Below are 18,775 nucleotides of genomic sequence, written 5' to 3'. Positions count from 1 at the left end.
GGCGCGGCGGCTTCCTTGCCGGGCTTGCGCGGCGGGGCGGGCCTGACGTCGGCCAGCTCGGCCGGCAGACGGAATTCGGCATGCTCCTCGCGCCCGGCCATGGTGGTGACGTCGACCGGGCCGAGCCGGCGCAGCGCGGCGATGACGTCCTCGACCATCTCCTCGGGCGCCGAGGCGCCGGCGGTGATGCCGACCACGTTGGCGTCGCGCACCCAGGCGGGGTCGAGTTCGCTGCCGTCGGCGATCAGGTAGCTCGGCACGCCGCTTTCGGTACCGATCTCGCGCAGGCGGTTGGAGTTGGAACTGTTGGTCGCGCCGATCACCAGGATCACGTCGGCCAGCTTGCACAGGTCGCGCACGGCGCTCTGGCGGTTTTGGGTGGCATAGCAGATATCGCGCGTATCGGGCCCGACCAGGTCGCTGAAGCGGCGGCCAAGCGCGGCGATGATATTGCGGGTGTCGTCCACGCTCAGCGTGGTCTGCGTGACATAGGCGACCGGGGTGTCGGCGGGCAGGTCGAGCTGATCGACCTCGGCCTCGTTCTGCACCAGGATCACCTTGCCCGGGATCTGGCCCATGGTGCCTTCTACCTCGGGGTGGCCGGCATGGCCGATCAGGATCACCGTGCGGCCGCTGGCGGCGTACTGGCGGCCCTGGGTGTGGACCTTGATCACCAGGGGGCAGGTCGCGTCGATGGCATGGAGCTCGCGCTGGCTGGCATCGGCGACGACTTCGCGCGAGACCCCGTGCGCGCTGAAGATGGTCACGGCGCCGGTGGGCACCTCGTCCAGTTCTTCCACGAAGCGCGCCCCTTTTTCCTTCAATCCCTCTACCACGTGCTTGTTGTGGACAATCTCATGCCGCACGAACACCGGGGCGCCGTGCTTGACGAGGGCACGGTCGACGATCTCGATCGCGCGGACCACGCCGGCACAGAAGCCTCGGGGCTGAGCAAGAATCACCTGCATAGAGTAGGCCCCCCGACCCTTTGCAACGGGTTTCAATGTTTGGGTTCGCGAACGGAGATCCACCGCAGATCACATTTCCGTCACACGGTGGTTACTATATACCCGACACGCCGGCTTTGTCTGGCGGCGCCACAGCCTGCCGCGGCTGGCCCGTGGCGTCTGCGTCGCCTCCTTCTGACGGGAAAACGGGTTTATGACGACAAACGATGACGTGCTGGTGACAGGCGCCTCGGGATTTCTTGGCTCGGCGGTGATGCGCCAGGCGCTGGCACGCGGCTTTCGCGTGCGCGTGCTGGTGCGCCCGCAAAGCCCGCGCACCAACCTGGCCGGCCTGCCGGTGCAGGTGGCAGAAGGCGACATGCGCGATGCGGGCGCGGTGGCCGCCGCGCTGCAAGGGGTGCGCTACCTTTTTCATGTGGCGGCGGATTACCGGTTGTGGGCCCCCGATCCCGAGGAAATCGTGCGCACCAATGTCGACGGCACGCTGGCGGTGATGGAGGCGGCGCAGCAGGCCGGCGTCGAGCGCGTGGTCTACACCAGCAGCGTGGCGACGCTGCGCGTGGCCGGCGCGCAGGGCCCGGTCGACGAGACCGCAGCCATGCGCCCGCAGGAGGCCATCGGCGCCTACAAGCGCAGCAAGGTGCTGGCCGAGCGCGTGGTGGAAAAGCTGGTGGCCGAGCGCGGCCTGCCGGCGGTGATCGTCAACCCGTCTACCCCGATCGGCCCGCGCGACGTGCGGCCCACGCCGACCGGGCGCATCATCATCGAGGCGGCCACCGGCAAGATTCCCGCTTTTGTCGATACCGGGCTGAACCTGGCACATGTGGACGATGTCGCCGCCGGGCACTTCCTGGCGCTGGAGCGGGGACGCACCGGCGAGCGCTACATCCTGGGCGGCGAGGACGTGATGCTGCGGCAGATGCTGCGCGATATCGCCGAGCTGTGCGGGCGGCGCCCACCCACCATGCAGTTGCCGCGCTGGCCGCTGTATCCGCTGGCGCATGTGGCCGAAGCCGCGGCGCGCTTTACCGGCAAGGAGCCGTTCATCACGGTGGATGGGCTCAATATGTCGCGGTACCGGATGTTCTTTACGTCGGAAAAGGCGCGGCGGGAGCTGGGGTATGCGCCGCGGCCGTATCGGGAGGGGTTGAGGGATGCGTTGGCGTGGTTTGGGGAGCAGGGATATTTGGGGAAGAGAGGGTGAATTGCAGCGCTTGACTTCGAGCCGGCGCCGGCCCTCACCCCCAACCCCTCTCCCGCAGGCGGGAGAGGGGAGCCGGCTTGGTGCGCTCGCTTTCCCATGTCGTCGTCGCGCCCCATCCCTTGCCATTTACGCCACCACCCCTCAAAACCGCACCGGCGCCTGCGCCCGCCCTTTCCACTGCCCGCCCCGCCTTAACCAATACCGCCGCGCCGAGTCAACCGTCGCCCCGAGGTAAAACAACGCCGTCACCGGCAACAACGGTGCCAGCCACGCCGGCTGCCGGTACTCCCGCAACATCGGCAAGTAAGCAATAACCATCGCTGCCCACGCCAGCCACGCCGGCCACAACCGCCAGCCACCCGCCAGCGCCAGCACCGGCGGCAGCAAATAGGTAATCACCATCCCCGCCACCGCCCCCAGCAGCATCAGCGGCGAATACCGCAGCTGCGTGTAAGCACTGCGCGCAATCATGTCCCACAGGCTGCGCCAGTCGTCGTAGGGCCGCAGCGACACGCTGTCCTCGGCCAGTTCCAGCCGGATTGCGCCGCCGGGCTTGATGCGCGCGGCGAGGCTGCAGTCGTCGATCAGTTCGCCGCGGATCGCGGCAAAGCCGCCGATGCGCGCCAGTGCGGCGCGGCTGGCCAGCATGCAGCCGCCCGCGGCCGCGGCCACGCGGCTGCGCGGGTGGCGCACGCGGGCAAAGGGGTAGAGCTTGGCGAAGAAGAAGACGAAGGCCGGCACGATCAGCCGTTCCCACGCCGAGGCGCAGCGCAGCCGCACCATCAGCGAGACCAGGTCGCGCCGTTCGTCCTCGGCGCGCGCCACCAGCGCGGCCAGTACGGCGGGGCCGTGGTGGATATCGGCATCGGTCAGCCAGACGTAGCGCGCCTGCGGCGCGAGACGGTCGGCTTCGGCCAGGCCTTCGGACTGGGCCCAGACCTTGCCGCTCCAGCCTGCCGGCAGTGCGCGCGCGCCGATGACGGCCAGCGCCTGCGGGCGCGCGCTGGCCGCGGCGGCGGCGCGGGCGACATCGGCGGTGCCGTCGGCGCTGTGATCATCCACCACGACCAGCGACAGCCGCCCCGGATAGCGCTGGCCCAGCACGCCGGCCACCGCACGGCCGATCACTTCGGCCTCGTTGCGTGCGGGGATGACCGCGACCACTTCCGGCCAGTGCGCCGGCGCCGGCGCGGCGGGCGGCCTGCGCACGCGCCAGAAGCCGGCGCGGCAGAACAGCAGCCCGAGCCAGACCGCAAGCGACAGCAGCGACAACGCGAAGGCAATGCGCATGGCGTGCGCCTACCTGACGAACCCGGACATGCGACCCCCGGCGAAGTGGTTATCCGGGGGCCATTGTAGCGAGGGGCGCCGGCCGGCGCACCCCGCCCGTCAGGCGTCAGATCACGCGCCAGATCAGGCGCGGTAGCTCACCGGGCCGCGCGAGCGCATGTCCAGCGCGTAGTAGCACACCGTCAGCAGGATCAGCCAGCCCGGACCCACGTACAGCGCCACGCGCGTATCCGGGAAATAAGCCATCAGCGCCACCACCAGCGCCAGGAAGGCCAGCGCGATATACGAGCCATACGGCCAGAACGGCATGCGGAAGGCCAGCGCCTTGCGCTCGGCCGCCGACAGGCTGCGGCGGAAGTTGAGCTGCGTGACCAGGATGATGGCCCAGGTCCAGACCGCACCGAAGGTGGAGATTGCCGTGACCCAGACGAAGACCTTCTCTGGCACCAGGTAGTTGAGCAGCACGCCGCACAGCAGCGCGGCGATCGACACCAGCAGCGCACGGCGCGGCACGCCGTTGCGGTCGACCTTGGCAAACGCCGCCGGCGCCTGGCCTTGCAACGCCAGGTTGTACAACATGCGGCCCGTGCTGAAGATGCCGCCGTTGCACGACGACAGCGCCGCGGTCAGCACCACGAAGTTGATGATGCCGGCGGCGGTCTTGATGCCCAGCCGCTCGAAGGTCTGCACGAACGGGCTGCCCGTCGCGCCGATCTCGTTCCACGGGTACAGCGACAGGATCACGAACAGCGCGCCGACGTAGAAGATGAGGATGCGCCAGAACACCGAGTTGATCGCGTCCGGGATCGACTTCTTCGGGTTGCGCGCCTCGCCGGCGGTCAGGCCGATCATCTCCACGCCCAGGTAGGCGAACATCACCATCTGCAGCGACATCAGCACGCCCGAGGCGCCATTGGGCATAAAGCCGCCGTGCTGCCACAGGTTGGAGATGCCGGTGGCCACGCCGCCGTTGCCGAAGCCGAACACGATCATCGCGCCGCCGCCGAACAGCATCAGCACAATGGTGACGATCTTGATCATGGCGAACCAGAACTCGAACTCGCCATAGGCCTTGACCGCCATCAGGTTGACCGAGCCCATCGCCGCGAGCGCGGCCAGCGCCCAGATCCAGCGCGGCACGTCGGGGAACCACATGCCCATGTAGATCGCCACCGCGGTAATTTCCGCGACGCAGGTCACCAGCCACAGGAACCAGTAGTTCCAGCCCGTCAGGTAGCCCGACAGCGGGCCCATATGGTCCTGCGCGTAGCGGCAGAAGGAGCCGGCCACCGGGTTGTGCACGGCCATCTCGCCCAGCGCGCGCATGATCAGGAAGATCACCGCGCCCCCGATCAGGTAGGCCAGCATGATGGCGGGGCCGGCCATCTTGATGGCGTTGCCGGCGCCAAGGAACAGGCCCACGCCGATGGCCGAACCCAGCGCCATCAGGCGGATATGCCGTTCGCCCAGGCCGCGTTGCAGATGCTCTGCGCTTGCACTCATGTCTCGTTGTCTCCGTGTGATCAGAATGGCCGCGCCGACCCTTGTGGGGGCGGCGGGAGCAGGTCATTTTCGCGTTCGCGGCGGGTGGCGGCGGGGCGCCGGTGAAGCGTCACACCGCGCAATCCATACGCATTGCCTAGCCGTTCTGTCGATGGGACATTGCCGACGTACGCTTGCGCTACAAACGGAAAATAGCGGGCAGATTAATAAGATTGCGGGGGCATTTGTTGCTGAATTCGCCGGCAATTTCATGAAAAATTGCTGACGGAATCGAGGTCGGCCCGCCGACTTGCGAGATCCACAGCCGAATCCCCAACCAAGGTTGAGCCCTCGCGCCGCCGCCGCTGTGCTGGCAATTCCGGCAATGCTGAAAGCATTGGTAACACTCCCCCCGCATGTCCGGGTCAACGGAAACGCGCTTCCCACGTAACATCGGGGTAGGCGATATCGCAAGGAGCAAGCATGGATGCAGTACAGCATGCGAAACAATGCGGCCGCGCGCGCTGGCTGGAGACGCGGCTCGCCGCCTGGCGTGCGGCGGCAGTGTTGACCGTGGCGGCGTGCCTGGGCGCCTGCGCGCAGGTGCCGGCCGGGACAGGCGATGCCAGCACCGACCTGCACTGGCTCAACACGGTCACCTACGGCGCCGACCAGGCCAGCCTGGCCGAACTGCGCCAGCTCGGCCGCAAGGGCTTTCTCGAGCGGCAACTGACACTGCCGCTGGCCGATCCGCCGGAACTGGCCGCCGCCATCGCCGCGCTGCCCAACCTGCAGGGCGATGCCGCGGGCCGGCTGCAGGCGTCGCGCGTGGAACGCGAGCGCATCGATGCGCTGCCGGACGAGGACAGCAAGCAGAAGGCGCGCCAGGCTGTGAACATGCAGGGCAACGAGCTGGTGGCCGATACCGCGCGGCGCCACCTGTTGCGCGCGCTGTATTCGCCGGCGCAGTTGCGCGAGCAGATGACGTGGTTCTGGATGAACCATTTCACCGTCCATTCGGGCAAGGGACAGGTGCGGCTGATGCTGCCCGACTACGAGGAGCACGCGATCCGCCCGCATGCGCTGGGCCGCTTCCGCGACTTGCTGATGGCTACGGTGACCGCGCCGGCGATGCTGCTCTACCTCGACAACGCGCAGAGCAGCGCCAACCGCATCAACGAGAACTACGCGCGCGAGCTGATGGAGCTGCATACGCTGGGCGTGTCGGGCGGACCCAGCGGCTCGCGTTACACGCAGCAGGACGTCCAGGAGCTGGCGCGCGTGCTGACCGGCGTCGGCGTCAACCTGCGCGGCACGCCGCCGCCGAAGCTGCCGCCGGCGCGCGCGGCGCTGTACCGCAGCGACGGTGTGTTCGAGTTCAACCCCGCCCGCCATGACTTTGGCCCGAAGACGCTGCTGGGCCAGCGTATCGAGCCGGCCGGCTTTGCCGAGGTGGAGCGCGCGGTGACGATCCTGGCGCGCGAGCCGGCCACGGCGCGCTATATCAGCGCCCGGCTGGCCGCCCACTTTATCGCCGACAACCCGCCGCCGGCGCTGGTCGAGCGCATGGCGCAGACCTTCACCCGCACCGATGGCGATATCGCCCAGGTGCTGCGCACCATGTTGCTGGCGCCGGAGCTGGACCGGCTGCTGGCCGCGCCGGCGCGCAAGTTCAAGGACCCGATGGTCTACGTGGTGTCGTCGATGCGGCTGGCTTATGACGGCCGCCAGGTCAGCAACCTGCGTCCGGTGCTGAACTGGCTGAACCAGCTTGGCGAGCCGCTGTACGGCCGCGTGACGCCGGACGGCTACCCGTCGGCGGAGAGCGCGTGGGCCAGCTCCGGGCAGATGGTGCGGCGCTTCGAGATTGCGCGGGCAATTGGCTCGGGGCCGGCGGGGCTGTTTGCCGGCGACGCGGGCAAGCCGCGCGGCGCGCGCTTCCCGATGATCGGCAACAAGCTGTACTACGACACCATCGAAGCCACGCTGAGCCCCGCCACGCGCGCCGCGCTGGCGCAGGCCGAATCGCAGGCCGAGTGGAATACCGTGCTGCTCGGCTCGCCCGAATGGATGCAGCGCTGACGCGCAAGCGCAAGGAGCAAACCATGCAACGCAGACAATGGCTGAAGACGATGGGCGGCGCCACGCTCGGGCTGGTGCTGCCCGCGATCGCATCGCGGGTCTATGCGCTGCCGGCGCAGGCCGATGCGCGCTTCCTGCTGGTGTTCCTGCGCGGCGGCTATGACGCCGCCAGCGTGCTGGTGCCGGCCGGCAGCGAGTTCTATTACGCCGCGCGGCCCAATATCGCCATCCGCAAACCGGTGGCGGGCGCGGAAGCCGATCCCAGTGCGGCAGTGGCGCTGGCGCCCGCCTTTGCCGCCGACAGCGCCGCGCGCGGCATCGGCGACTGGGCGCTGCATCCGGCGCTGGCCGGCACCATGCTGCCGCTGTGGCAGCGCGGCCAGCTTGCCTTCGTGCCGTTTGCCGGCACCCACGACCTGTCGCGCAGCCACTTCGAAACCCAGGACGGCATCGAGGCCGGCTTGCCGGGCGAGGGGGAAGATCGCAAGGACATGGCGTCACTGCGCGGCAGCGGTTTCCTGAACCGGCTGGCGCAGGCGATGGGCGGGCAGGCCGCGCCGGTGGCGTTCACCGACGGCCTGCCGGTGGTGCTGTCGGGGCCGCGCGACGTGCCCAATGTCTCGCTCAAGGGCAACGGCCGCACGCCGTTCGACGCGCGCCAGTCCAGGCTGCTGGCGCAGATGTACCACGGCACGCGTTTCGAATCGCTGATCGATGAGGGGTTCGAGTTGCGCGAAACGGTGGCGCGCCAGGCCCAGTCCACCTCCCCAGCCACGCCAGCCACGCCCTCTATGCCCGCCATGTCAGGCGGCGACACCGGCATGATGGCGTCGCGCCAGCAGGAAATGCAGGCCGCCAACCGCCGCTCGCTCAGCGCGCGTGGCTTCGAGCTCGAAGCGCGCCGCATGGCGGGGCTGATGCGCGAGCGCTTCAACCTGGGCTTTATCGACGTAGGTGGCTGGGATACCCATGTCAACCAGGGCGGCGCGCAGGGACAGCTTGCCAGCCTGCTCGACAACCTCGGCCGCGGCCTGTCCGCCTTTGCCGAGGAGATGGGGCCAGCGTGGAACAAGACTACCGTCGTAGTGCTGTCGGAGTTCGGCCGCACCTTCCGCGAGAACGGCACGCGCGGCACCGATCATGGCCACGGCACCGTGTACTGGGTCGCGGGCGGTGCGGTGCGTGGCGGGCGCATCGCGGGCGAGCAGGTGGCGGTGGAGCAGGCCACGCTGAACCAGAACCGCGACTGGCCGGTACGCAACGAATATCGCGCCTTGCTCGGCGGCATGTTTCGCCGGCTGTATGGGCTGGATGATGCGCGGCTGGCGCAGGTGTTTCCGGGGGTGCGGGCGCGGGATATCGGGCTGGCATGAAGGAATGCGGCTCGGCGGGTAGGCGCCGTTGGCACAGGATGTTTTAAGCGAAAAGTGACGTAGTCATGGTATGTCGGTCTATTGCTTACGCCGCTGATCTGGCATATGCTGTGGCATATGCTGTGGCATATGCTAAGGAGGTTCCCCATGACAACGACTGATGAAATCCGCCATGTCAGGCTATTTCGCAATGGCCGCAATCAGGCGATCCGAATCCCGCGCGAGTTCGAACTGCCTGGGGACGAGGCCATTCTGCGCCGCGAAGGGAATCACCTCATCATCGAGCCGATTGCCGCGATGCCGTTGCGTTCGCTGCTGGCGCAATGGGAGCCCATCGATGTAGATTGGCCGACAATCGACAACCTTCCTGCCGAGGACATCGATCTCTGATGTCCTTGTTTCTCCTCGACACGAACATCATTTCCGACGCGATTCGGAACACGCGCGGTCCCTGCGCTGTGCGCATCGCAGCGACTGACCCGGACAGCTTGTGCACTTCCATCGTTGTTGCGGCCGAATTGCGTTTCGGCGCGGCCAAGAAGGGATCCGCCGCGCTGAGCCAACGCGTCAGCCAGGCCCTGGCCGGTTTGCGCGTCCTGCCACTAGGCGGCGACGCGGACCATTGCTACGGTGAATTGCGTGCGGCCTTGGAACGCAGCGGGCAGGTGATCGGAGCCAATGACATGCTGATCGCAGCGCATGCGCTCTCAATCAGCGCCGTGCTTGTGACCGACAACATTGGAGAGTTTTCGCGGGTGAGCGGTTTGCGATGCGAAAACTGGGTGGCCTGAGCAGCCAGCTGCCAAGTCGGTACTGGCACGTCAACCCGGTGCAGGCGCAACGCCCGGCTCGGACGGCGTGACAGGAGAGGGTGGTGCTGCCGGATAGGCTGGCGCCGGCGGAGCGGTGGGCGCTACCGGATAGGCGGGTGGTGATGGCGTTCCGGGTGAAACGGGCGCAGCGGGTGCCGCAGGTGTCGCAGCGCTCGCTGCAGTGGTATCCGGAGCGGTTCCCGCGGAGCCCGGCGGCACCGCAATCACCGTCTCCCCCCGATCCAGCGCCAGGCTCGACTCATCCTGGCTCATCTCCGCCCCCGCCGCCGAAGCCGTCACGGGCGCACTGGCGGGCGGCGCAACCTCAGCCTCCTGCGCCGGCAAGGCCGGTCGGCGCGGCCCCGGGCGCGGTGCCGGTGCCTCGGCCGGCTTGTCGCTGCTGAACAGCTTGCTGAACCAGCCGCGCACATGCTTGCCCATGGACCCGAACAGGCTCGTTTCCTCGTGCTCGGCAAAGCGCGCGCGGCCGTCGACGACGCGGGCGCGCAGCGCGCGCTGGTAGAAGTCGCCCACCATCGGCAGCGCGCTGTGCGCGCCCTGGCCCCAGTAGTCGCTGCGCAGCGTGACGCGGCTGTCGTTGAAGCCGACCCACGCGCCCGCCACCAGCTCCGGATGCATCAGGATGAACCAGCCGTCGGCGTTGTCCTGCGTGGTGCCGGTCTTGCCGGCGACATCCGCGCGGATGCCGAAGCGCGAGCGGATGCTGGCGCCGGTGCCGCGGTCGATCACGTCGCGCATCACGTCGAGCAGGGTCTGCGTGGTGGCGGGGGGCAGCGCATGCTCGGCCCGCGCCGGGCGGAAGGTCTGCAGCACGTTGCCGTTGCGGTCTTCGATGCGCGTCACCATGGTTGGCGCGATATAGTCGCCGGCGTTGGCGATGGTGCCGTAGGCGGCCACCATTTCCTTGAGCGTGACGGGGCTCGTGCCCAGCGCCAGCGACGGCACCACGTCGAGCCGGCTTTCCCGCACGCCCATGTCGCGCGCCAGCCGCGCCACGCGCTCGGGGCCCACCTGCTGCATCAGTTGCGCGGTGATGGTGTTGCGGGAGTAGACCAGCCCGTCGCGCAGCGACATCGCGCGGCCGGTGGGGCGGCCCTCGTCGCTGGGGCGCCAGACCTCGCCGCCGGCCAGCTCGATCTCGACCGGCTGGTCCATCAGCGTGTCGTCGGGGCTCTTGCCCTCTTCGAACGCGGCGCCGTAGACAAAGGGCTTGAAGGTCGAGCCCGGCTGGCGGCGCGCCTGCTGCACGTGGTCGAACGCGTCCTGAGTGTAGTCGCGGCTGCCCACCCACGCGCGGATCTCGCCGTTGCGCGGATCGATGGCGATAAAGCCGGCCTGGATCCGGGTCTTCTGCTGGTGCAGCGCGCGCATGAAGGTGCCATCGGCCAGCAGGTGCTTCAGCGCTTCCTCAGGCGGCGTGCCGGCAGCGGTGGCGGCGCGGTATTCCGGCGTTTCGCGCACGAAGGCCTGCACCAGCGCCTTGTTGGCGGCCCAGCCCGCGCGCGGCGCCCACGCCGCGTTGGCGACCGCCTGCAGCCGGTTGCCTTGCTGCACCACGGCCTGCGTCGCCATGGCCTGCAGGCGCGCGTCGATGGTGGTGCGCACCACCAGGCCGTCGGCGTAGATGTCGTAGCCATTGCGGTCGGCCCAGCCAATCAGCCACTTCCGAAGTTGCTGCGCGAAGTGTGGCGCCGGGCCGGGCGGTTCGGTCTGGCGCTCGAAATCGATGCGCAGCGGGCGCTTCTGCAATTGCTCATAGCGGGCCGCATCGAGCTTGCCGCGCTTGACCATCTGCCCCAGCACGGTATTGCGCCGCTCCAGCGCGCGCTCGGGATTGAGCACCGGGTTGTAGTAGCTGTTGCCCTTGAGCATGCCGATCAGCGTGGCGCTCTGCAGCACGTCGAGCGAACGGGCCGGCTTGTCGAAGTACGTGCGCGCGGCCATCTCGATGCCGAACGCGTTGTACAGGAACGGCACCGTATTGAGGTAGGTCTCGAGGATCTCCTCCTTGGTATAGAGCGCCTCGATCTTCAGCGCGGTGATCGCTTCCTTGAGCTTGCGCGTGATCGTGGGCGCGCGGCCGATCTCGTCGGGGTAGAGGTTGCGCGCCAGCTGCTGCGTGATGGTCGAGCCGCCCTGGCGGTCGCCGGTGAAGGTATGCACCGCGGCCGCGGCGATGCGGCGCCAGTCCAGCCCGTGGTGCTGGTAGAAGCGGTGGTCCTCGGTCGAGATCAGCGCGGCCACCACGTTGGGCGAGATCTGCGACAGCGGCACCCAGTCGCGGTTGGCCCACTTGAACACCGCGAGTTCCTTGCCGTCCGCGGACAGCACCTGCGCCGGCTGTTCGGACTTGGCCTTGCGGATATCGCTGATGCCCGGCGTGAACGGCACCAGGATCAGCACGTAGAGCAGGAACAGCGCGGGGAATGCGGCCAGTCCCAACAGCAGGCCGCGCCGCGTCGGGCGCAGCGAACCGGGCCGGGTCAGGCCGATGCGCGTGGTGCGCGCGCTCAGCGCCGACAGTCGTTCCTTCAGAGGGGCAGGCATCGACGCCTGCAGCGAGGCGAGCCGTGGGGCAAGCCGGGTCTTGATCTCAGCCAGCCTCATGACGCGAAGCTGTCGAGGCAAAGGCACATGGCGGCACGTGGCACTGGCATTACCGTCGTCGGAAAAGCCTGCATCCTACCAAATCGTTCCTCCCGGTTACAGGGAAAACCCCCGGTAGGGGGTGATACGGCACTTCTTGCTGAGGAGTGTGCGTCACAAGGGTTTCATATTGCGCCGCCACAATGCGCAGGCCGCCATTCGTGCGGACGATGCGCCGTTTCCGGGTTGACCAGGGTCAGGCGGTTTGACCCGGGGATTGCGATCCGGAACGGGTCCGGCGCGTGTCATGAATCAAACAGAACACAGAGAAACCACAGTGAAGAAAGCTCTCCTTGCAATGACGGCAGCAGTCGCCGCTACGGCGGCATCCGGGGTGGCGTCGGCCCAGACCGCCTCCAACGTGACGCTGTATGGCATCGTCGATGCCGGCGTCGAAGTCATCAACAACATGCCGGGCAGCGGCGGTGCCGAGGGTACGGTCGCACGCGTGAACTCGGGCAACCTGTCGGGCTCGCGCTGGGGCCTGCGCGGCACCGAAGACCTGGGCAGCGGCCTGAAGGGAATCTTCGTGCTGGAGAGCGGCTTTGACGTCGACACCGGCACCTCGGGCCAGGGCAACCGCCTGTTCGGCCGCCAGGCCTACGTGGGCCTGCAGGGCGATTTCGGCGCCGTGACGCTGGGCCGCCAGCAGAACGCGCTGTACGACCTGTTCGGCGCCTTCGACCCGATGGGCGTGGGTCCGCGCTATTCGCTCAACAGCGTCGACTCGCTCTTCAACGGCCGCGCCGACAACGCCATCAAGTACACCGGCAAGTTCGGCGGCCTGACCGCCACCGGCTTCTACAGCTTCGGCCGCGACAACAACGGCGAAGTGCCGGGCGCCTTCAAGGTAGGGAAGAACTTCGGCGGCGGCCTGTCGTACGCCGCCGGCGGCTTCTCGGTCGGTGCAGCCTATGACCAGTTCCAGGGCGGCACGGTGGCGCTGCAGGACCGCAACGCCAAGCGCGCGGCCGTCGGTGCGGCCTATGCCTTCGGCGGCGCCAAGGTGTTCGCCGGCTACCGCTGGCTGAAGGACGATGGCGTTTCCAGCGCCACCGCCGCCGCTACCCGCAGCAACGTCTACTGGGCCGGCGCGCAGTACCGCTTCACGCCCGCGTTCCTGGTGACCGGCGCCGCGTACTACAACGACACCCGCAACAGCGATGCGGATCCGTGGATGTTCGTGCTGTCGGCCGACTACTCGCTGTCCAAGCGCACCGACGTGTATCTGAACGTGGGCTACGCCAAGAACAAGTCCGGCTCCGCGCTGGGCCTGAATGGCGTTGGCACCGTGGTCGCCGGCGAGAACCAGACCGGCGCCACCATCGGCCTGCGCCACCGCTTCTGATCGCAGCGGCCTGACGCCCGCCCGAACACATCCTCTATGCACGCCCGGGGCGGGTGCGAGATCTTCATATCGACGCCTGCGATTTGCATTGCGGGATTCGTTGGGCCGGTTCCTCGATCGGCCCTTTTTTCTTTTTCCTTGCCGCAGGGCAGGGAAGCGCTGCGCTACGGTCGATAGGCCGCTGCGCTGATGAACTGCCCGAAGCGTTCGCACCAGATCACCACCGCCCGGTATTTGCCGGGATCGACCCCGGCCGGCAGCGCCACGGTGAAATTGCCGAAGGTCTTGAGCTCCGACACCTGCAGCGCGCGGTCCTTGATGCGCAGGAAGGCCTCCTCGGTATCGACGAATTCCGGCGCCAGGTAGACGCGATAGTCCGGCCCGGGCGCGACTTCACCCTCGAAGGCGATGGCCTGGGCCGAGACATGGAGCCGGCCGTTGGCCCAGTGCAACGCGTCGCTGCCGGCCAGGTCCTTGCGAAAGATGCCAGAATAGCGTGCCTGTTGTGATACAGCCTGCACTTGCTCGGCGCTGGCACCTGCCTGCGCCGTCAGGATCGGCAACACATAGATTCCCGCCGCGAACCCTGCCGCCAGCGCGGCCAGGTGGGACAACGCGAGTATCAGTACCTTGCGGTAAGTGGGCGCTGGCATCGCAGTCTCCCTTGGCGTTCAAGATTGAGCGCAATTGTCCTTCAATTCCTTGTTGGCGGGCGGCCGTCCGGGGCGAGGAAGGATGGCGGCCGGGCCCGCGAAGACGTACAGTCGCCATACAGTCGGCATAAAGTTTGCTGACAGTCGGTCATCAAACCAACACACGACTGTGGATAAGATTTCCGAATCTCCACGACGAGACGATGCCTATGCCGCTCCACGTCACGATCCGCACCATCCGCACCGGCGAACTGCAAACCGCCCGCTACCAGGCCCAGGTCTTTCTGACCACCGATGCCGAAGCCCTGCCGCTGCTGGCAACGGCATGGAGCGAGCGTGAAGCCGATGCCTTCCGCACCGCGCAGTTCTGGGCGCAGCGCAACGCCTACGTGGTCTCCAACCCGCGCGCTGGCACCTTCTATGGGGTGACATGCCGGCGTTGATGCTGCGCGGCGGGTGGCGGGGTTTCTGGTTTGCGGCGGTCCTGGCCTTGCCAGGCTGCACCGCCGAGGGCGTGGTCGGCACGCTGTCCGGCGGGCGCGACGGCTTGTGGCGCAACGTGCAGCAGCGCTGCCTGGCGGGCGCCACGGCAACGCATCCGGACTGCGCGCAGGTGGACCGCTCGCGCGGCCTGGTGCTCTACAAGGACGCCATCGGTACCTCGCACTACCTGGTGATTCCGGCGCATCCGGTAACTGGCGTGGAAGATGGCAAGGCCTGGGATGGCGGCGGCGCCAGTCCGTGGGCCTTTGGCTGGGAAGCGCGCGGCATTGTCGGGCGGTCATTGGGCAAGAGCCTGCCTGACGACATGCTGGGCCTGGCGATCAATTCGCGCAGCTCGCGCAGCCAGGACCAGCTCCATATCCATCTCGATTGCATCAGCGCGGCAGCGCGCACCTTCGTCAACGGCGCCAGCGGGCCGATCGGCACCGACTGGACCGCACTTCGCTTCGCCGGCAAGCCGGTGCGCGCGAGGTTTATCCCGGCGGACGCGCCGGTGTTGTCGGCCGATCCGTTCGCGCTGGTAGGGGGCAGGGCGGAGGGCGCTGCGGCAAGCCGCACCGCCGTGCCACCGCCCGACCGCGGCATCTTTGTCACCTACGCGCGCAACCATCGCGGCCAGCCGGGGTTTGTCGTGGTCGACCAGCCGGTCGACGCGGCTGCCGGCAGCAACGGGCACGCCAGCGATTTCCTGGACCGGCGCTGCCGGCTGGCGCAGGAAGTGCCGGCGGCGGCCTGAGCGCGCTCTACCGAGCCCGTGCGCCCGGAACTGACGCAGCAGCAGGGGGCGCGGCGGGAACCCGTGCGGGCGCGCGGGCGCCACCGCCGGGCACCATGCCGTCAAGCACCCTGGCCGCCGCCAGGTGCTGCGGGATCACCAGCCCCTGCCGCGCCGTGGCCACGCTGATCTGCCCGCCCTGGGCGCTGCCGCGCGCGACAAAGTCGCGGCCGTGGGCGTAGACCAGCCGCGTCAGTTCGGCCACCTCGGTATCGGACATGTCCGGGCCGGTGACAAGAATCGCAGCGGTGGCAATGGTGCGCACCGGCTCGAGCAGGCCCGGGTAGGTGCCCGGCGTGATGGTGGCGCGGAAATACCCCGCCTTCTGCCCGATCATCGCCGCGATCGCGCGCTCGTCCAGCGGCAGCAGCCGCAGCGGCATCTGGCCGATGGCGTCGCGGATGCTGTCGGACGGCACGCCGATCACCTGCATCACCGCATCGACCTGGTTCTGGCGCAGCGCCACCAGCGCCGGGCCCAGCCCCACTTCCTCGGCCTTGAAGTCTTTGTCGGTCAGGCCGTGCGCGGCCAGCACGCGCAGCACGGTCGCGCGCGAGGCCGCGCCGCGCTCGCCCACGGCGATGCGCTTGCCGCGCAGGTCGGAGACCGAGCGGGCGGGATCGGCGCCGCGCACCATCACATGCACCGGTTCCGGATACAGGCTGCCGATGGCGCGCAGCGACACATGCGGGCCATCGCCGTCGAACGCGCCCTTGCCCTCGTAGGCCTCCAGCGCGGCATCGGCCTGCGCCAGCGCCACCGGAACCTTGCCGGCGCGCAGCAGGCGCAGGTTTTCCTCTCCGCCTTGCGTGACCAGCGGCATCGCGCGCACCCTGGCGCCCGCGACCAGCGCCCGCGCGAAGCGCAGGTACTGGCCGTGCTCGGCGCCCGCGGCAATGGCATAGCCTTCGCTGACCCGTGCCAGCCGCGCGCGGATATTGGCGTGCGCGGTGGTCAGCTCCTGCTCGATCACCGCGCGCTGCGCCGGCGAGGCGTCCTTCTGCACGGAGTCGATCACCTTGCGCATTGCGTCAAGGATCGCCGCCGGGCCGCTCGGCACGTTGGTGGCGACCGCTGGCGCCTCGGCGGGACGGTAGCCGGCCGGCAGCACGCTGACCCAGCGCTCGCCGTCGAGCTTGAACAGCGCGGTGCCGTGCGCGCGGATGATGTCGCCGCGCTTGTTGCCGCCGCTGGTGATGCCGCTGATGCCGCGCGGGCCCGCGCCCAGCGCCGACACCAGCCCGGCCACGCCGGGCGAATCCCAGGCGCCGAAATCGTAGTCGCGCAGCAGCTTCAGTTCCGCATCGAAATACACCACCCGGCGCAATTCGCCGGTGGGCGCCTTGGTGTCGGACTGCGAGCCGCGCCGGTCGATGCTGACCACTTCCACCGTGCCGGGCGGCAGCGCCTGTGCCAGGCGTTCGTTCAGGCTGCTGCGCATGTCCTCGGCCGGCGGCCCGCTGCCGCAACCCGCCAGCCAGGCCGAGGCCAGCAGCGCGAACAGGATCGCAAGCAGGGCGCGGCGCATGTCAGCCCCCGATCAGCGGCAGGGCCAGCATCATGGTCAGGATGAACGCGTTCATCAGGTCGACAAAGAACGCGCCCGCCAGCGGCGTGATCAGATAGCTCGTCGGCGCCGGCCCGTAGCGCGAGGTAATCGCGCGCATATTGGCCATGGCGGTGGCGGTCGAGCCCATGTTGAAGCCGATAAACGCGGCCGAGGTGACCGCGGCCTCGTAGTCGCGCCCCATCCAGCGAAAGCACACCAGCACCACGTAGAGGATGATGAATATCACCTGCATGGCGATGATCGCGAGAAAGGGCCCCGCGGACAGCGCCACCTCGGCCAGGTCCAGCGCCATCATCGTCATCACCAGGAACAGCGACAGGCAGACGTTGGTGACCAGGTCGGTGGCGCGGTCGTCAAAGCGCATCCCGACAAAGGGCAGCAGGTTGCGGATGGCGATGCCCAGCATCATGCACCACAGGAAACCCGGGATGGTGATGGGCCCGGCGGGCATCTGCGCGGCGATCCAGCGCCCGCCGATCACCGCGGCCAGGATGCCGGCCAGCGCCGCCAGTGCGCCCACGGTGGTGATCGGCGAAGCGGCGGCTTCTTCTTCCTCGGTATCGCCGGCTTCGCGCGCGGTCGAGCGCAGCTGGTAGCGCGAGATCAGGTACTGCGCCACGGGGCCACCGATGATGCCGCCGACGATCAGCCCGATGGTGGCCACCGTCATCGACAGGTCCATCACCGCCTGCAGGTTGTTGACCTCGGCAAAGCGCTCGGCATAGGCGGCACCGGTGCCGTGGCCGCCCACCAGTGTGATCGAGCCGCTGACCAGGCCGAAGATCGGATGCAGGTCCAGTACCCGGGCCATCGCCACGCCCACCACGTTCTGCACCACGATATATGGCAGCAGGATGACCAGGAAGATCGCCAGCGCCTTGCCGCCGCGCCTGAGCATGCGCAGATCGGCGCCCAGCCCGACGCCGCCGAAGAACATCAGCAGCAGCACCGGCTTCATGCCGGGATCGATCACCACGCGGACATTGGCCACGGCCAGGGCCAGCGTTGCGACGATCGCGAACAGCAGGCCACCGGTGACCGGATCGGGGATGTTGTAGCGTGACAGCAAGCCCACGCTTCGATTGACCAGCGTGCCGATCAGCAGCACAACGATGGCGGTCAGCAACGATGCCAGCAGGTCGAGATTCATCGGGGCGTTCTGGCGGATAGTCTTGCAAGGTGGTTGCAATCGGGCGCCGCTGGCCGTGCCGGGTGCGCACTGGCCGCCAGCGGGGGCCTGACGGGGAGCATGCATCACTACGGGTTGTAGACGGACAGGGGGAAGAAGGCAAGGAAAGGAAGGAAAACCAGATCCTGAAAAAGCATCGGCCTCCTTCTTGCCCGGTAACTGGCGCGATGGATGGCGTCGTGACCGGTTGCAGAAGGAGGCCGTTTCCTGTTCAGGCTATCCGCTGTCAAGTGGCCGCTGGGCCGGCACTTGTATCGCTGCCGCGAGGCAGGCGTCCCTCCAGCTTCAGGTAGGAATCGGCAGCCACCAGGCCGAACACAATATGGGCAATGGCGCTTACCCAGCCGCGAGCTTCGGCGAACCACGGGAAGAACGCGGTCATCCCATAGAAGTTAACCCAGTACAGCGCCAGACCGAAAACCGCGCCCACGAGCGAGGCCATGCCAATGCTTGAGTCGAAGTGGAACGGTGCCATGATGGTGGCCAGAATCAGGCCGTAAATGATGGCCAGCACGAAATGCACCACCACAGCGGCTATCAGCACGCCGAAGTCGAACGTCATGGCCTGCGTCAATATGTCAGGCCCAAGCATGATGGCAGCAATCATGTACAGCGGTTCCCACGCATTCCGTCCCATCATCACGGTCGCCAGCAATTCGAAGACCAGGAAGACCACGCCGGCGACCACACCCGCAAGTGCGGCCGCACGCCAGACGGGCCAGCGATGCGTATAGCGATGCGATTGCATATGAAGTTCCATAGCACCTCCTTCGATTCGGCGTACGGCCGAACTATCACGGACTTCATCTTGATCTTAATAATTGCAACCGGTTCGTCCAAGGCCGTTCGTGCCGGGAG

General features: G+C 68.0%; 16 protein-coding genes. 8 read left to right on the top strand and 8 right to left on the bottom strand.

The window, feature by feature from the left end; translation table 11 throughout:
* Positions 1–968: 4-hydroxy-3-methylbut-2-enyl diphosphate reductase (gene ispH, locus AB1I47_RS27395; protein WP_354686844.1), on the bottom strand; the 968-nt coding region annotated here is incomplete at its 3' end.
* 193 nt (positions 969–1,161) lie between these two features.
* Between ispH and hpnA the strand changes: the two genes are divergently transcribed.
* Entirely contained in the window at positions 1,162–2,172 is a 1,011-nt protein-coding gene (hpnA, locus tag AB1I47_RS27390; RefSeq protein WP_354686843.1) for a hopanoid-associated sugar epimerase, read from the top strand.
* 141 nt (positions 2,173–2,313) lie between these two features.
* Here hpnA and AB1I47_RS27385 read toward each other — a convergent pair whose 3' ends face one another.
* On the bottom strand, positions 2,314–3,462 hold the full coding sequence (locus AB1I47_RS27385; RefSeq protein ID WP_354686842.1) for a glycosyltransferase: 1,149 nt from the start codon (positions 3,460–3,462) through the stop codon (positions 2,314–2,316).
* A gap of 123 nt (positions 3,463–3,585) precedes the next feature.
* A complete protein-coding gene (locus AB1I47_RS27380) occupies positions 3,586–4,965 on the bottom strand; it encodes an amino acid permease (RefSeq protein WP_354686841.1) in 1,380 nt (459 codons plus the stop codon).
* Positions 4,966–5,427: 462 nt separating this feature from the next.
* On the opposite strand from AB1I47_RS27380, the gene AB1I47_RS27375 reads away from it, so the two are divergent.
* The 4 genes from AB1I47_RS27375 to AB1I47_RS27360 all read left to right on the top strand — a co-directional run bounded on the left by AB1I47_RS27375 (position 5,428) and on the right by AB1I47_RS27360 (position 9,190).
* The gene (locus AB1I47_RS27375) at positions 5,428–7,026 is read left to right on the top strand and encodes a DUF1800 domain-containing protein (protein ID WP_354686840.1); all 1,599 of its coding nucleotides are present in this window, start codon (positions 5,428–5,430) and stop codon (positions 7,024–7,026) included.
* A 23-nt stretch (positions 7,027–7,049) separates the two neighbouring features.
* On the top strand, positions 7,050–8,399 hold the full coding sequence (locus AB1I47_RS27370; RefSeq protein WP_354686839.1) for a DUF1501 domain-containing protein: 1,350 nt from the start codon (positions 7,050–7,052) through the stop codon (positions 8,397–8,399).
* Between the two features lie 147 nt (positions 8,400–8,546).
* Positions 8,547–8,789 (top strand): antitoxin, encoded by a 243-nt coding sequence (locus AB1I47_RS27365; RefSeq protein WP_354686838.1) that lies wholly within the window; start codon positions 8,547–8,549, stop codon positions 8,787–8,789.
* Positions 8,789–9,190 carry a type II toxin-antitoxin system VapC family toxin gene (locus AB1I47_RS27360; protein WP_354686837.1) on the top strand — a complete coding sequence of 134 codons (402 nt, stop codon included), beginning with the start codon at positions 8,789–8,791 and terminating at the stop codon, positions 9,188–9,190. Before AB1I47_RS27365 ends, AB1I47_RS27360 begins: the two co-directional genes overlap by 1 nt.
* 30 nt (positions 9,191–9,220) lie before the next feature.
* Here the strand turns inward: AB1I47_RS27360 and AB1I47_RS27355 are convergent, their stop codons facing one another.
* A complete protein-coding gene (locus AB1I47_RS27355) occupies positions 9,221–11,839 on the bottom strand; it encodes a penicillin-binding protein 1A (protein WP_354686836.1) in 2,619 nt (872 codons plus the stop codon).
* Positions 11,840–12,155: 316 nt separating this feature from the next.
* On the opposite strand from AB1I47_RS27355, the gene AB1I47_RS27350 reads away from it, so the two are divergent.
* Positions 12,156–13,226 (top strand): porin, encoded by a 1,071-nt coding sequence (locus AB1I47_RS27350; protein ID WP_354686835.1) that lies wholly within the window; start codon positions 12,156–12,158, stop codon positions 13,224–13,226.
* A 164-nt stretch (positions 13,227–13,390) separates the two neighbouring features.
* On the opposite strand, the gene AB1I47_RS27345 is transcribed toward AB1I47_RS27350, so the two are convergent.
* The gene (locus AB1I47_RS27345) at positions 13,391–13,879 is read right to left on the bottom strand and encodes a DM13 domain-containing protein (protein ID WP_354686834.1); all 489 of its coding nucleotides are present in this window, start codon (positions 13,877–13,879) and stop codon (positions 13,391–13,393) included.
* A 209-nt stretch (positions 13,880–14,088) separates the two neighbouring features.
* Here AB1I47_RS27345 and AB1I47_RS27340 point away from each other — a divergent pair, with 209 nt between their 5' ends.
* On the top strand, positions 14,089–14,322 hold the full coding sequence (locus tag AB1I47_RS27340) for a CDP-diacylglycerol pyrophosphatase (protein WP_354686833.1): 234 nt from the start codon (positions 14,089–14,091) through the stop codon (positions 14,320–14,322).
* Entirely contained in the window at positions 14,310–15,119 is an 810-nt protein-coding gene (locus tag AB1I47_RS27335) for a CDP-diacylglycerol diphosphatase (RefSeq protein WP_354686832.1), read from the top strand. Before AB1I47_RS27340 ends, AB1I47_RS27335 begins: the two co-directional genes overlap by 13 nt.
* Positions 15,120–15,126: 7 nt before the next feature.
* Here AB1I47_RS27335 and AB1I47_RS27330 read toward each other — a convergent pair whose 3' ends face one another.
* The 3 genes from AB1I47_RS27330 to AB1I47_RS27320 all read right to left on the bottom strand — a co-directional run bounded on the left by AB1I47_RS27330 (position 15,127) and on the right by AB1I47_RS27320 (position 18,677).
* On the bottom strand, positions 15,127–16,686 hold the full coding sequence (locus AB1I47_RS27330) for a TAXI family TRAP transporter solute-binding subunit (protein WP_354686831.1): 1,560 nt from the start codon (positions 16,684–16,686) through the stop codon (positions 15,127–15,129).
* A 1-nt stretch (position 16,687) separates the two neighbouring features.
* Entirely contained in the window at positions 16,688–17,878 is a 1,191-nt protein-coding gene (gene gltS, locus AB1I47_RS27325; protein ID WP_354686830.1) for a sodium/glutamate symporter, read from the bottom strand.
* Between the two features lie 265 nt (positions 17,879–18,143).
* A complete protein-coding gene (locus AB1I47_RS27320; RefSeq protein WP_354686829.1) occupies positions 18,144–18,677 on the bottom strand; it encodes a hypothetical protein in 534 nt (177 codons plus the stop codon).
* Positions 18,678–18,775 lie beyond the last annotated feature (98 nt).

The organism is Cupriavidus necator (assembly GCF_040578825.1).
Classification (GTDB): domain Bacteria; phylum Pseudomonadota; class Gammaproteobacteria; order Burkholderiales; family Burkholderiaceae; genus Cupriavidus; species Cupriavidus necator_E.
This window is presented reverse-complemented; position numbering and strand designations above follow the sequence as displayed.

Excerpts from the sequence above, each read along its gene's own strand:
- hpnA (WP_354686843.1), top strand. The coding sequence starts at position 1,162 with ATGACGACAAACGATGACGTGCTGGTGACAGGCGCCTCGGGATTTCTT.
- AB1I47_RS27385 (WP_354686842.1), bottom strand. The coding sequence starts at position 3,462 with ATGCGCATTGCCTTCGCGTTGTCGCTGCTGTCGCTTGCGGTCTGGCTC.
- AB1I47_RS27380 (WP_354686841.1), bottom strand. The coding sequence starts at position 4,965 with ATGAGTGCAAGCGCAGAGCATCTGCAACGCGGCCTGGGCGAACGGCAT.
- AB1I47_RS27375 (WP_354686840.1), top strand. The coding sequence starts at position 5,428 with ATGGATGCAGTACAGCATGCGAAACAATGCGGCCGCGCGCGCTGGCTG.
- AB1I47_RS27370 (WP_354686839.1), top strand. The coding sequence starts at position 7,050 with ATGCAACGCAGACAATGGCTGAAGACGATGGGCGGCGCCACGCTCGGG.
- AB1I47_RS27365 (WP_354686838.1), top strand. The coding sequence starts at position 8,547 with ATGACAACGACTGATGAAATCCGCCATGTCAGGCTATTTCGCAATGGC.
- AB1I47_RS27360 (WP_354686837.1), top strand. The coding sequence starts at position 8,789 with ATGTCCTTGTTTCTCCTCGACACGAACATCATTTCCGACGCGATTCGG.
- AB1I47_RS27355 (WP_354686836.1), bottom strand. The coding sequence starts at position 11,839 with ATGAGGCTGGCTGAGATCAAGACCCGGCTTGCCCCACGGCTCGCCTCG.
- AB1I47_RS27345 (WP_354686834.1), bottom strand. The coding sequence starts at position 13,879 with ATGCCAGCGCCCACTTACCGCAAGGTACTGATACTCGCGTTGTCCCAC.
- AB1I47_RS27340 (WP_354686833.1), top strand. The coding sequence starts at position 14,089 with ATGCCGCTCCACGTCACGATCCGCACCATCCGCACCGGCGAACTGCAA.
- AB1I47_RS27335 (WP_354686832.1), top strand. The coding sequence starts at position 14,310 with ATGCCGGCGTTGATGCTGCGCGGCGGGTGGCGGGGTTTCTGGTTTGCG.
- AB1I47_RS27330 (WP_354686831.1), bottom strand. The coding sequence starts at position 16,686 with ATGCGCCGCGCCCTGCTTGCGATCCTGTTCGCGCTGCTGGCCTCGGCC.
- gltS (WP_354686830.1), bottom strand. The coding sequence starts at position 17,878 with ATGAATCTCGACCTGCTGGCATCGTTGCTGACCGCCATCGTTGTGCTG.
- AB1I47_RS27320 (WP_354686829.1), bottom strand. The coding sequence starts at position 18,677 with ATGGAACTTCATATGCAATCGCATCGCTATACGCATCGCTGGCCCGTC.